The organism is Pedobacter sp. 01N310 (genome assembly GCF_056399805.1).
Genome location: NZ_JBFTSB010000002.1, coordinates 434,867 through 448,414, shown reverse-complemented (window position 1 = coordinate 448,414; position 13,548 = coordinate 434,867). Strand labels below are relative to the sequence as shown.

The window sequence follows — 13,548 nt, the reverse complement described above, 5'->3', positions numbered from 1 at the left end:
ATAGATGGGCAGAACGTAAAAATTCCATAAGCGGTTAAAATTTTATCTGATTATTATACTAATCTAACTATAACTGAACTAAATGTTACAAGTAACAAACATTAAGGTTTTTAACATTCGAAGCATAACATTATCTTTGCCCCATGTCAACACAATTAAAAAATCTATCTGATTTCTCTCACACCACCGTTCCTAGCGGAGCAAACTATAAATTCGGAATTATTGTAGCCGAATGGAATGCAGAAATTACCGGTGCTTTGTACAATGGTGCTTTAAAAACATTATTAGCTAATGGTGTTGCCGAAGAAAATATAATTTCTTTACCGGTACCGGGAAGTTTCGAATTAACAGGCGGTGCAGAAATTCTATTGAGCAAAAGAAGCGATATAGATGCTGTAATCTGTTTAGGATGCGTGATTCAGGGTGATACCAAACATTTCGATTTTATTTGCGATGCAGTAGCACAGGGTGTAACCAATGTTGGCATTAAATACAGCAAACCAGTTATTTTTGGTGTTTTAACTACCAATAACCTAGAGCAGGCACAAGATCGTGCTGGTGGCAAACATGGCAACAAAGGCGATGAGGCTGCTATTACAGCGATTAAAATGGCTGATTTTTCTGCTCAAATTTAAACTTGCGTTTTAATAATTATTTGTAACTTAGAATTTTAAAATCTATCAGATCAGATGAAACCATCATAACTGGTTCATGATAGCTTCATTACCATTGAAACAAACTTATGCAGATGAAAAAAGTAGCCATTTTATTATTGGCGGTGTTTTGCACCATTACCATTTTAGAATCTTGTTCTTCTAAACTTTGTCCTGCTTACGGATCTTATCCAGAAGGAAAACGCAGAAGGAATTAATCTACCTCATTTGTAATCTCATATTCAGGTCATTTACAGAACTTTATTTAACTGTAATTGTTGTCCTGTAAAACAATACGTATAATATCATGACTTGGGTTAACTTAACTTCAATAGAACAGCTTGACGAGATCAAGAATGCAAGCGGTTTTAGCCTTATTTTTAAGCACAGCACGCGTTGCTCAATCAGTTTAATGGCTAAAAAGAACTTCGAATTTGATTGGGACATCATTCCCGCTGACACAAAACTTTACTTTTTAGATTTAATTAGCTACCGTGATATTTCCAACCAGATTGCCGAAATTTTTCAGGTAGCACACCAATCACCGCAGATTTTATTGATTAAAGATGGCGATTGTGTATTGGAAGCATCACATAGCGATATTTCTGCAGATGAAGTTGCAGAAGTAATTGCGGCTTAACCACAAAGTATTTTTCATAAAAGAGGGTATTCAAGCAATTGGATACCCTCTTTTACGTGGTAAGAATATATGCCATATTTCTTTGAAAAACAAGGTCCCGTTTGCTATTGGGTACTGTAGTCCTGCTGTACACTGTAGTCCCGATTTTTTCAATCGGGAGCTGCCGTTCCCATCAGGTTTATTCCTTTAGGGTCTGTGAAAAGAACACCAAACGTTCCTACGGAACGAAAAAATCTTTCTCCCCAAGTGTTACCTGTGAAACGTTCCTAACGGAACGAAAGAAAACCAATCTTACCAATGTTACTCATGAACCACCCATAAGGTAAATATGATGACAGATAGCTAATATAACGTATCGGCCGTCCCTTCGGGACGAATGGTAGGTAGCAAATAACATTTTGTTATTTGTGTTCGTTCCGTAGGAACGTTTGGTGATGCAAATGATCAATTACCTATCCAATTGAGGTCTGCGCAGACAGACCATGGAAATACCTAAAACAAAAAAAGTCCCGATTTATACCGGAACTTTGTATAAAATTATATCGTTGTTTCAACTAAGCAACTACAGTATTTTCTATTTTCAATACTTTCGATGTTCTTGTTCTGGTTTCTTTGCAAAGTTCTGGGTCCTGAGCTAAGGCTTTTCCATAGGTTGGGATCATTTCTCTGATTTTCGCCTGCCATTCGTCGGTAGCTAAATCTTCTGCAAAGCAACGGTTTAATAGATCGAGCATAATAGAAACAGCTGTTGATGCACCAGGAGAAGCACCCAACAAAGCCGCAATAGAACCATCGGCAGCACTTACCACCTCGGTACCAAATTCTAAAATACCGCCTTGTTTTTCGTCTTTTTTAATTACCTGAACACGCTGCCCTGCATATTCCAGTTCCCAATCTTTAAGTTCGGCAGTTGGCAAATATTCTTTCAACGCTTCCAACCTGTCTTCTGGCGACTGCCTAACCTGCTCAATTAAATATTTTGTTAAATCGAGGTTGTGCAATCCGGCAGAAAGCATCGGACGGATGTTATTAAATTTAATTGATTTTGGTAAATCCAGGAATGAACCATTTTTAAGAAATTTGGTAGAAAAACCAGCATACGGCCCAAACAACAGTGCCTGCTTGCCATTAATCATTCTGGTATCTAGATGTGGAACCGACATTGGCGGCGCCCCAACCGCAGCCTTGCCATATACCTTTGCATGGTGTTTTTTAATAATTTCTTCATTGGTACATTTCAGCCATTGCCCACTTACAGGGAAACCGCCAAAACCTTTTCCTTCAGGAATATCTGATTTTTCCAATAAAGGCAAAGAGCCACCACCAGCACCGATAAATACAAATTTAGCTACACGTTTACGTTTATCGCCGGTTTCTAAATCTTTAACTTTTACAATCCAGTTGCCGTCTTTATTCTTTTTCAGGTCACGGATTTCGTGATTGAAATGCAGATTAACATTACTTTGTTCCTTTAAGTTGTTAAACATATCACGGGTTAAGGTTCCAAAATTAACGTCGGTTCCCAGATCCATTTTTGTAGCCGCAACTTTTTCGCTCTTTTTACGGCCATCCATAATTAAGGGTGCCCAGTTTCTTACAAGCTCAGTATCCTCGGTATATTGCATGTCGCTAAACAGATCACATTGGGTTAATGCGTCGTAGCGTTTTTTAAGATATTCTACATTCTTTTTCCCCCAAACAAAGCTCATGTGAGGAATATTGCGGATAAAATTACAAGGGTCAGAAACCAATCCCTTACTCACTAAATATGACCAAAATTGCTTGGAAACTTCAAAATGCTCAGCAATCTGAACTGCCTTTTTTATTTCAACCGTACCATCCTTCTTTTCGGGCGTATAGTTTAATTCGCAAAAAGCAGAGTGTCCCGTTCCCGCATTATTCCAGGCATCAGAACTTTCTGCTGCCGCAATATCTAAACGTTCGTAAATTTCTATGCTTAAATTGGGCTCTAATTGTTTTAACAAAACACCCAGGGTTGCACTCATGATGCCAGCCCCTATTAAAATTACATCAGCGTCAGTTTTACCAACTGTCTTTTTCTTTTTTGTCATCTTAGCTTAAAGGAGTTACAAATTTAGAATGATTTTAAACATCCCACGAATTTTAGGGCATTAAATCTGAAAAAATTGCTAAAAAATTAGAAATACCCCTCTCTTTTTGACATGTTCTAATCAAATTTTAATCCAAAAAATAGTTTGATTAATAACTAAGTAAAAAGAACATTAAACTGACCATAGAAACCCATTATTAATTTGCTAATAGTGCCTTCTTTTCCTTTTGAAAATTTATCATTTTGATTTTAAACGATTGAAAAAATTTAAATTTTGATAATAAGGACATGTTCTGAAAGGCTAAATTTAGAAGAATCTGCATTTTTCATTTTTTTTCTTTCCTAAAGTATTAGTTTTATACATCTATTTGTTTAAAACATGCCTCATGAAGAATTTAATTTTATTTTGCTTTGTACTATTTTTAGCTGCCTGTTCTGGCGAAAAAACCGATCAGCTTTTACTCGAACTTGATAAAAAGAAACTGGCTGAAAACATCAATTATGATAAAATCATATTTTATAAATTTGCTAAAATAGCAGTCCGTTCAACTGCCGTTCAAGATACTACCCAGCCCGAGTATCAGAAATTCAGCAAACAGGCACAAAGTGTTGTCAGGACGCTGAACAAAGTAAACGCACACAACAATGAAAATATTTCTGTAATAGACGCCTTAAGGGTATATAAAGAATATCGGTCGGTTAAACAATTTGTAAAAGAAACCGATGAAGATGTTTTTCCATTACTAACTGCAGGCTTTATCGCAATGAAAACGGGCGTAAAAACACCGCAACCATTTTTTAAGGATACAAACAAGGCTTACTATCAAAATATAGAACATGCCATTTTAAGCATGGCTGTACTGGCCACCAGAGATTTAGGGCAACCTTTTGCGTTATATGAATGTGCTAAAACTCAACCAGAACTGCTGGATGATTGCGAAATTAAAACACTTTTAGAATTTGTACGCGGTTTCTTGTTTTTTAGCAACAACTTATTTTATCTATCTGAGGATGGCCTTTCGAGAAACATTAAATGGCTGGATAAAAATGAGAAAATCCCACTCCCCTACACCAAATCATTTTTTGGCTGGAGCCGTTTAAACGATGAGCAGACTCATTTGGCTTTCCATAGCATGAACTATCTTTTTAGAGGTTTTGACCGCATGAGAATGGAGCGAAAAATTGATGAGGAAAGATCGCTTGAAGATTTTGAGGCTTTTTTAAACGACATGAATAAACTCGGCATCCAAAACGAACTGGTTTGGGGAATAACCGCTTATCTGAATTTAAAAAAGGAAAGACCAGAGCAGTCGCTTCCAGCATTGGAAAAGCTGAGCAAAAGCCCATTATTTTCTAAGAACGAACGCGAAGCACTACAACAAACTATGGTATATGTAAAAGACCGTAAATCAGATAAGGCACTAACTGGTGTGTACGACAAAGCGTTTATCGGTAAAATTGCCACTAAATACATGATTGCGGTACTCTCAAAAATAGACTGGGAAAAACTGATGAAACAACAGGGTGTTCCTTATACCGAAGAAGTATTTGCTGGCATAGGTAAGTTTAAGGCGCTTTCTAATTCGGTGAGTGAGTATACTCAGCCTTCAACAATAGAAAAAGGAAAAAAAGAAATTGGTAAAAAAGGTAGCGAACTGCTCGAAAAAGCTAAAGGTTTTTTGAACTAATGGTAAGTTTTAACCACAGATAAAAAGGATACACACAGATAGATTTTAGCATCTACTCAAGACGACAAATTCATAAGCGGAAGGGTTCGGGAATTATTCGAGATGACTTAAAATATTAACCAATTTGCCGAATGGATCTCTTGTATAAAATCGCCTAACACCCCATGGTTCATCAGCCAGGCCATATTCGATCGGAAATCCGGCGGCTTTCACCTTTTCCAATATTTCATCAACATTTTCAACTTCGATGGATAGATCTGGTGTTGGGGTACCCGATCCGCCTTCGGAAGCAAAACTGATCTGTACATCCATTTTTTGTCCTGCCGCACCATAAGTGGCAATCCAACCATGATCCATTAGCAGATCAAGCCCCAAAATATCTTTATAAAAACTGGCTGCATCAGCAATTTTTTGAGTATTAACATTAAGTACTATTCTTTTCACCATAAACAGAAGTTTAAATTCCTAAGATAACAAAAAGCCCTACAATGTTTATTGCAGGGCTAGTCAAGCACGCTTATTAATTTTTAAGCTTCGCCTTAAATATTTTTTCCAGTTTCTCTATTTTGGGCTGAATCACCAATCTGCAATAAGGTTCACTTCCGTTTTTGTTGAAATAATTCTGGTGGTAATTTTCTGCAATATAAAATGGTTTGGCCGCTTCTATAGCTGTTACCACTTTTTTGCCATAAGCATTGGTTTTATTCAGCTCTGCCTTATATTTTTCTGCCAAAGCTTTTTGCTCAGCCGTGTGATAAAAAACAACTGAACGATATTGGGTACCGCTATCGGCGCCCTGACGATTTAATGTTGTAGGATCGTGGCTTTTCCAAAAAACTTCCAATAAGTCATCGTAAGAAATCACCATTGGGTTATAGGTAATCTCTAAAACCTCGGCATGCCCTGTAGCACCGGTACATACTTCCTCGTAAGTTGGATTGGTTAAAGTACCGCCTTCATAACCAGATTTAACCGATACCACGCCTTTTAAACGTTGAAAAATGGCTTCAGTACACCAAAAACAGCCCATTCCGAATGTAGCTTTCTCTGTCTTTTTTCCTTGCGCATTTGCCTGATTTAAGGCCAATACCGATAAAAGAATTAAAATTATTTTTTTCATTGTGTGTTTATTTGTTTTTAAATGTAATGAAGCTATCATGATTTTTTATCTAATTGTTGAGATGGCAAATCATGATGGTTTCATTGTGTGTGTGTTATTTTATTAGTCGCAAATAACCAATTTACCTTACAGTTCATCAAGTTATTTTCTAGTTAATTATACGAAATTAAATAAGCTGTAGTTTGCGTTTAAATTATAATGGATTTAGTGTGACAATCGACTATTACATTGTTTTTCGGATTTTGTTAATAACTTAAAAAACTGTATATTAATTTATTAAATACTTAATACACAACCTAAACGCACTTATTAACAATTCTTTTTTAAATTCGTAAAACATTAAATATAAAATTATGTCTACACCGTATATTCCTTGTTTAGATTTAGGCTCTTACATCAATGGCTCTGCAGAAGACCGTAAAAAGTTTTCTGATGAATTGGGCAGGGCTTTTAACGATTCGGGTTTTGTTACCATTACCAACCATGGTTTAAGCCAGGAATTAATTGACAAGCTTTATGAAAACATTAAAGCTGCTTTTTCGCTTCCCGTTGAAACCAAAAGGAAATACGAGAAACCAGAATTGGCTGGTCAACGTGGTTACACCAGTGCAGGCAAAGAAACAGCTAAAGGGGCTAAAACTCCAGATTTGAAAGAATTCTGGCAGATTGGTCAGGAAGTAACTGATGGTGATCCTGTTAAAAATGAATATCCTGATAATGAAGTTTTAGAAGAATTGCCAGAATTTAACAAAGTAACAGGCGATATTTATAAAAAACTGGAAGAAAACGGGACACATTTATTACGCGCCATTGCTACTTACCTGGAATTGCCGATCAATTATTTCGACAAACACGTTCATAACGGAAATTCTATTTTAAGGGGTATCCACTACTTCCCGATCGAAAATCCTGAAACCATTCCTGATGATGCGGTACGTGCAGGTGCACATGAAGACATCAATTTGATTACCTTATTAATTGGCGCCAGTGCTGATGGTCTTGAAGTGTTAACCCGCAGTAATGAGTGGTTACCTATTAAAGCACATCATACCGATATCGTTGTAAACGTTGGTGATATGTTACAGCGTTTAACCAACAATAAATTAAAATCGACTACACATAGAGTGGTAAACCCACCTCGTGAACTGATGAAAACCTCGCGTTTCTCTGTTCCTTTTTTCTTGCACCCACGCAGCGACATGGACCTAACAAGTTTACCATCAACCATTGATGCTGAACATCCTAAAGCCTATAGCGATATGACTGCGGGCGAATATTTGGATGAAAGATTAAGAGAAATTGGATTGAAAAAATAAAAAAGATCGTCATTGCGAGACTCGATTTTTCATCGAGACGTGGCAATCTTATTTGAAAAAATATTAAGCATCGGCCAAAACCGGTGCTTTTTTGTTATTTTCAAACATGCATTCAACAACTTTAGAAGTTTTTGCCGAGATTGATGGCATTGGCTCTGCTTCGGGTCTATTCCTTCACGAAGATTTCCTGTATATCATTGGCGACAACAGCGGCTACTTGAACGAATATAACATCAAAACCAAAAAGCTACGCAAAATTCAGATTTTATTTGATAAAACACTTGATCAGTTAGAAAATATACCTAAATCCTTAAAACCCGATTTCGAAATTCTTTGTCATAATAACAATAAGCTCTACATATTAGGTTCGGGCGCTACGCCCAAAAGAAACCTGATGATCGAATTCGACCTGAAAACTCAAAAAGTTATTCAGAAAGACCTGACCGATACCTACACCAAACTTAAAGCTATCGCCAAAACAGACGATCAGAACTTTAACCTCGAAGGTTCAATTTTTACAGGGAATGAGTGGCTACTTTTTAACCGGGGCAATGGGATCGATGCAAAGAATGGCATATTCAATATCCAGGAAGCAGATTTAGCTAAAGCTAAACAAGTTAAGTTCAACCATTTTAAGCTTCCAAATATTGATCATGTAGAATCCTCTTTTACTGATGCTGTATTGGTGAAAAATGAAATATTTTTCATCGCTACCGCCGAAGATACCAAATCGACTTATGCCGATGGCGAAATTATGGGCAGTTTTATCGGCAGTATTAACCTACAGACTTTGAAGCTAACCTTCAGTAATAAAATCTCTGGCAAACATAAATTTGAAGGCATTACTTTGCTTAGCCAAAGCGAGCATAGTACAACCTTCCTGCTATGTGAAGATCGCGATAGCGAAAAACTTAAAACGGTAATTTATAAGCTGATTCTAAATCATTAGCTTAGGAGCTATTAACTTTCTAGCAAACACCCCATTAAGCTGATAACCCTAAGCTCTTATATCATTATGTAAACCTCAAACATCTAATCAACTATGAAACGTACCGCTCTCAAAATTTTTCTAATCTATATCTCTTTACTCCTAGCTTGCCGGCCTGATAAACCGATTATACAAAAGAACGTCGTAAACGATGTTACACAACTCAACCCCATAAAGGTTACCAAAATAATTGCGCCACAAACTTCTGCTGAAATTATTAAGGCAGTTAAAACCCACAATGAACCTATTTCGATAGGTGGAGGTCGATTTAGTCAGGGTGGACAAACGGCTACAGAAAATGCTTTGCAAATTGACATGAGAAAGTTTAACAGGATTTTAAGTTTCTCAAAAGAACATAAGGAAGTCACAGTTCAAGCCGGTATAAGGTGGCGCGAGCTGATCCAGTTTATTGACCGATACGATTTATCTGTTAAAATTATGCAGACTTATGCGAATTTTACGGTTGGTGGCTCACTTAGTGTTAACGTGCATGGTCGTTATGTTGGGCAAGGACCAATTATTTTATCAGTTAAAAGCTTTAAGATTGTTTTAGCCGACGGAAGTTTCATCACCGCGAGCCCAACGGTTAACAGTGAAGTTTTTTATGCAGCTATTGGCGGCTACGGCGGAATTGGCGTAATTACCGAAGTAACCTTATCGCTAACAGACAATTATAAAATAGCGCGAAAAGATACCCTGATGGATATTGCCGCCTACAAAAAGTTTTTCTTTTCTAACATTCGAAATAAACCCCAGTTCGTATTTCATAACGCAGATATATACCCAAATAGTTACACCAAAGTTAGAGCAGTTACTTATGCAAGAACCGAAAATAAATTAACCGTAACCGAGCGTTTAAAACCGAACGATGTAAACTATGGATTGAAAAAATTTGCCATGAAAGTAGTTGCCGGTTCTGATTTTGGAAAGTGGCTAAGGCAACACATTGCAGATCCGGTACATTATACAGGTAAAGTTGTTGAATGGAGAAATTATGAAGCGACCTATGATGTGCAAGAGCTCGAACCCAATTCGAGAAAAAAAGCGACCTATGTTTTACAAGAATATTTTATACCAGTAGATCATTTTGATTCCTTTTATCCAAAAATGGTTAAAGTATTAAAAAACAACGATGTAAATGTGATCAACATTTCAATCCGGCATGCAAATAAAGATACGGGATCGTATCTCGCTTGGGCTAAGGAGGAAGTTTTTGCTTTCGTAATTTATTACAAACAGGAAATATCTGATGTTGAAAAGGCAAAAGTAACCCAATGGACAAGGGCCTTGATTGATGCATCGCTTTCTGAAAAGGGTGCTTACTATCTGCCCTATCAAATACAGGCTACTCAATCACAGTTTTCAAAAGCTTATCCAAATGCTGAAACATTTTTTAAATTAAAAAGGAAGTATGATCCTAATTATAAATTCAGGAATAAACTTTTTGATGCCTATTATAATCCAAAAAACTAGTATTAAGCGAGTTGTCAACTTTAATAGCCATTTAGCTAGAACGTTGTCAACACTGAATGATGCAAACTAAGATTTACTTCTTCGATTCGTCTATGGCTTTATTTACCACATCCTGAATCCTTCCTCTAATTTTTAAGTTCGATAGTTTATCGGTAACGGTAGGGTTAACACGGTTAGACAAAAACACATACACCAAACCGCGCGATGGATCTACCCAAACACAAGTTCCGGTATAACCGGTATGGCCGTAAGTTTGTGGCGAAGCCAGTTCAGACGGGTAATGTTTAGTCGTGTCCGGATCCCAACGATCGAAACCCAAACCTCTGCGGCTAACATTCGATTGTTTCGAAGTAAACATATCTACTGTCGAATTCTTGAAATATTCTACCCCGCCATAAGTACCACGGTTTAAAAGCATCTGGTAAATAATGGCCAAATCGTTGGCGCTGGCGAACAAACCTGCGTGACCAGAAACACCACCAGCCAAAGCTGCTCCCTGATCGTGAACGTAGCCAACTAAAAGGGTTTTCCTGAAATAGCTATCCATTTCGGTTGGGATAATCTGTTCTGGTTTAAAGCGGTTACGTGGTAAAAAACCTGCCGTTTGCATGCCTAATGGTTTGTAAAAATTTTCGTAAGTATATTGATTTAAAGGCTCTTCGCTAATGTGCTCTACAATATCTTTCATTACATACATGCTGATATCGCTGTATACATATTTGCCCCGTGTTTTTATTGGCGAGTTTAACATTTTAGGCCACATAAAATCTTTAAAAAAGCCTTTTTTGATGTAATAATTGTCGGCTACTTTCGTCGGGTAAGCTGCCGAAGAATCCCTGCTGTAATCGCCGGTTTTCACATAATCGTGAAAAGGAATGTAGGGAATAAAACCTGCCTGGTGCAACATCACTTCGCGCACCTGAATGTTGTTCATTGGCGTAGTACGTGCCTTTGGGATATAAGCACCAATATTGGTATCTAATTTTAACTTTCCTTCTTCAAATAAACGCATTACGGCAGGAGTAGTTGCAGTTACCTTGGTTACCGAAGCCAGATCAAAAATATCGGTTACCTTATCGGGCACATTGGTGTCATAAGTATGTGTGCCATATGCTTTGTTAAAGATCACCTTACCGTCTTTAGCCACCAAAACCACTAATCCTGGTGTTGCTTTCTGCGCTATGGCCTCAGCAGCAATGGCATCAATTTCTTTTAAGTTGTTCGAATTTAAACCTGCATCTTCGGGTACGGTGTACTTTAAGCGCGTGGCCGTTGTAGTAAAACCAGAACCCATGGTATAACGTGCGGAATAAGCAGTAGTTAACTTATTTGAAGCGGCAATGCCACCAAAAATATACTGTGGCACAATAGCAGCAGCATCAATATTGTTTTGACCGGTCCATACAATCGGCGATTTTAACAGATCGAATGATTTTAAACCTGGCCCATTACCAAAAAAAGAAATAATTACCTGTTTATTTTTACTGATACTGTTAATGAAGTTAATGTATTTGGCTTTGCTTACATTTTGATCATCAATAGAAATTAAAATGGTATTAAAATATTTAAGGTCATCTTCTAAATCGTTCAAATTCACGCTGTCTTTATAAGAATCGGCAGAAAATGAAGTAATTTTATCATATTTATTCGCCAAACTATCAAAAACGGCACTGTAAGCAAAGCTCAGGCTAACTGAAGCAATATTCTTTTTCTCTAGTGATTTTAAGGGAATAACACCATCCTGATTGTTTAACAATACGGTTGTATGAGCTATCACATTGGCAATAGCCAGTTTTTTCTCATTCGCTGTATGCTCCTGTGCGCAGGCCATTAAACATAAAATATTGCAGCAAAATGCTACAACCAAGATACACAATCTATTTCGCTTCATATACTTTTTCTCCGTTCAGGTAGGTTTTTAAAACTTTGGTTTTTAATATGTTTTGTGGTGTTGATTTCAAAATATCGTGATCGAGCATAACAAAATCCGCCAATTTGCCTTTCTCCAAACTGCCTTTTTCGTATTCTTCAAAATTGGCTTTTGCGGCCCAGATGGTCATTCCGCGTAAAGCTTCTTCAGGTGTTAAGGCATTTTCCATTTGGAAGCCACGTTTCGGAAAACCTTTTGCATCTTCTCTCACTGTTGCAGCATAAAACGTTAATAATGGATTAATGTTTTCGACCGGAAAATCAGTGCCCAAAGGAATCCAACCGTTCTGCTTTAACAATTGTTTGTAAGCATAGGCACTTTTTAACCTTTCGGCACCTAAACGCTGTCCGGCCCAGTACATATCGGAAGTGGCATGGGTAGGCTGAACGGATGGAACAATGCTGGCCTTTCCGAATAGATCAAAATCACCGGCATTCACTACCTGAGCATGCTCAATCCGCCAGCGCTGATCGTTTTTACCTTTTAAAATTTTATTGTAAATATTCAGGATTACCCTATTGGCCGAATCGCCAATGGCGTGGGTACACATCTGGAAATGATTGGCTGCGATCTGTTTGGCCACTTCTTCAAAGTGTTTTTGATCGCTCAATAAAAAACCTGTTTTATTTGGCATATCGCTATATGGGTGCAACAGGCAGGCCCCACGCGATCCCAAGGCACCATCGGCATAGACCTTAAAAGCCCGAACATTTAACCGATCGGTTTTGATCGGCCCGCGACTAAAAAGATATTTATAATTATCAGGCTCATCAGAAAGCATTACATAAAGCCTCATTTTAAGCTTGTTTTCTTTCTGCAGTTTTTCGATGAATTCGACAGCCAGATAACTTAAGCCACAATCATCAATGGTGGTTAAGCCTGCCGCGAAACAGTTTTTCTGTGCATCGATAAATATTTTTTCAGCCAGTTTAGCATCTGGTGATGGGATTTTACGCTCTACTAAAGCCACGGCATTATCGATTAAAACACCAGTTAACTTTCCGTTTTGGGTAAGCATATCGCCACCTACCAATTTCTGCTCGCCTTTTATGCCTGCATCATCTAAAGCTTTTTGGTTAGCAATGGCCGCATGGCCATCAATGCGGTTTAAAAATACCGGGCGATCAGGGAAAAGTGCCGTTAGTTTTTCATTTGTTGGGAAAGCTTTATTGTCCCAATCGTTTTGGTCCCAGCCATTGCCAATTAACCAACCATCGGGGTGCGTTTTGGCAAAGTCGGTTAAGCGCTTAAGCACTTCATCCCACGATTTTGTTTCTCTTAAATCAGCTGTCTGCAAACTTTGTCCGTAGCCATAAAAATGGGCATGAGCATCTATAAAACCTGGATAAATGGCCATGCCTTCGGCATTGATTTCTTCTTTGCCAGCATATTTGGCTTGAATATCATCACTTTTGCCAAGGGCCAAGATTCTACCATTCTTTACAGCGAAGGCTTCAACTGTTTCGAACTTTTTGTTTACGGTATAAACTTTAGCATTATAAACAACTACATCAGCTTCTTCTTTCCTGGCACAAGAAGAGAAGAGTATAGCTAGAAAAAGGCTGTATAAAATGGATTTCATATCGATAAAGATAGAAAATTGAAATCATTGCCTTTGTAAATTCGGTTTTACAGAGATGATTTGTACCATTGGTCTTAGCGTCTGGCT

12 protein-coding genes are annotated in these 13,548 nt (G+C 37.7%); 7 read left to right on the top strand and 5 right to left on the bottom strand.

Annotated features, from left to right (window positions below; all coding sequences use genetic code 11):
• Positions 1–143: 143 nt before the first annotated feature.
• The 3 genes from ribH to ytxJ all read left to right on the top strand — a co-directional run bounded on the left by ribH (position 144) and on the right by ytxJ (position 1,293).
• On the top strand, positions 144–635 hold the full coding sequence (gene ribH / locus AC1DNH_RS07390) for a 6,7-dimethyl-8-ribityllumazine synthase (RefSeq protein ID WP_025145257.1): 492 nt from the start codon (positions 144–146) through the stop codon (positions 633–635).
• 113 nt (positions 636–748) lie between these two features.
• The gene (locus tag AC1DNH_RS07385) at positions 749–871 is read left to right on the top strand and encodes a hypothetical protein (RefSeq protein WP_255420130.1); all 123 of its coding nucleotides are present in this window, start codon (positions 749–751) and stop codon (positions 869–871) included.
• Between the two features lie 89 nt (positions 872–960).
• Positions 961–1,293, top strand: a complete 333-nt coding sequence (gene ytxJ, locus AC1DNH_RS07380; RefSeq protein WP_230149473.1) for a bacillithiol system redox-active protein YtxJ — start codon at positions 961–963, stop codon at positions 1,291–1,293.
• Between the two features lie 554 nt (positions 1,294–1,847).
• Here the strand turns inward: ytxJ and AC1DNH_RS07375 are convergent.
• Entirely contained in the window at positions 1,848–3,365 is a 1,518-nt protein-coding gene (locus AC1DNH_RS07375; RefSeq protein WP_477608241.1) for a malate:quinone oxidoreductase, read from the bottom strand.
• 385 nt (positions 3,366–3,750) lie between these two features.
• Here AC1DNH_RS07375 and AC1DNH_RS07370 point away from each other — a divergent pair, with 385 nt between their 5' ends.
• Positions 3,751–5,052 carry a hypothetical protein gene (locus AC1DNH_RS07370; RefSeq protein ID WP_477608239.1) on the top strand — a complete coding sequence of 434 codons (1,302 nt, stop codon included), beginning with the start codon at positions 3,751–3,753 and terminating at the stop codon, positions 5,050–5,052.
• 93 nt (positions 5,053–5,145) lie between these two features.
• Here the strand turns inward: AC1DNH_RS07370 and AC1DNH_RS07365 are convergent, their stop codons facing one another.
• Both AC1DNH_RS07365 and msrA read right to left on the bottom strand, forming a co-directional pair.
• On the bottom strand, positions 5,146–5,499 hold the full coding sequence (locus AC1DNH_RS07365) for a VOC family protein (RefSeq protein WP_477585176.1): 354 nt from the start codon (positions 5,497–5,499) through the stop codon (positions 5,146–5,148).
• A 73-nt stretch (positions 5,500–5,572) separates the two neighbouring features.
• Positions 5,573–6,172, bottom strand: coding sequence for a peptide-methionine (S)-S-oxide reductase MsrA (msrA, locus tag AC1DNH_RS07360; protein ID WP_029279958.1), 600 nt, complete (start codon positions 6,170–6,172; stop codon positions 5,573–5,575).
• A gap of 353 nt (positions 6,173–6,525) precedes the next feature.
• On the opposite strand from msrA, the gene AC1DNH_RS07355 reads away from it, so the two are divergent.
• The 3 genes from AC1DNH_RS07355 to AC1DNH_RS07345 all read left to right on the top strand — a co-directional run bounded on the left by AC1DNH_RS07355 (position 6,526) and on the right by AC1DNH_RS07345 (position 9,949).
• Complete coding sequence (locus AC1DNH_RS07355; RefSeq protein ID WP_477608238.1) at positions 6,526–7,488, top strand: isopenicillin N synthase family dioxygenase; 963 nt, start codon at positions 6,526–6,528, stop codon at positions 7,486–7,488.
• A gap of 106 nt (positions 7,489–7,594) precedes the next feature.
• A complete protein-coding gene (locus AC1DNH_RS07350; protein ID WP_477608236.1) occupies positions 7,595–8,437 on the top strand; it encodes a DUF6929 family protein in 843 nt (280 codons plus the stop codon).
• 93 nt (positions 8,438–8,530) lie between these two features.
• Positions 8,531–9,949 carry an FAD-binding oxidoreductase gene (locus AC1DNH_RS07345; protein WP_477579111.1) on the top strand — a complete coding sequence of 473 codons (1,419 nt, stop codon included), beginning with the start codon at positions 8,531–8,533 and terminating at the stop codon, positions 9,947–9,949.
• 73 nt (positions 9,950–10,022) lie between these two features.
• Here AC1DNH_RS07345 and AC1DNH_RS07340 read toward each other — a convergent pair whose 3' ends face one another.
• Together AC1DNH_RS07340 and AC1DNH_RS07335 are read right to left on the bottom strand one after the other, a co-directional pair.
• Positions 10,023–11,780, bottom strand: a complete 1,758-nt coding sequence (locus tag AC1DNH_RS07340; RefSeq protein WP_477579113.1) for a serine hydrolase domain-containing protein — start codon at positions 11,778–11,780, stop codon at positions 10,023–10,025.
• A gap of 46 nt (positions 11,781–11,826) precedes the next feature.
• On the bottom strand, positions 11,827–13,461 hold the full coding sequence (locus AC1DNH_RS07335) for an amidohydrolase (protein WP_477579115.1): 1,635 nt from the start codon (positions 13,459–13,461) through the stop codon (positions 11,827–11,829).
• Positions 13,462–13,548 lie beyond the last annotated feature (87 nt).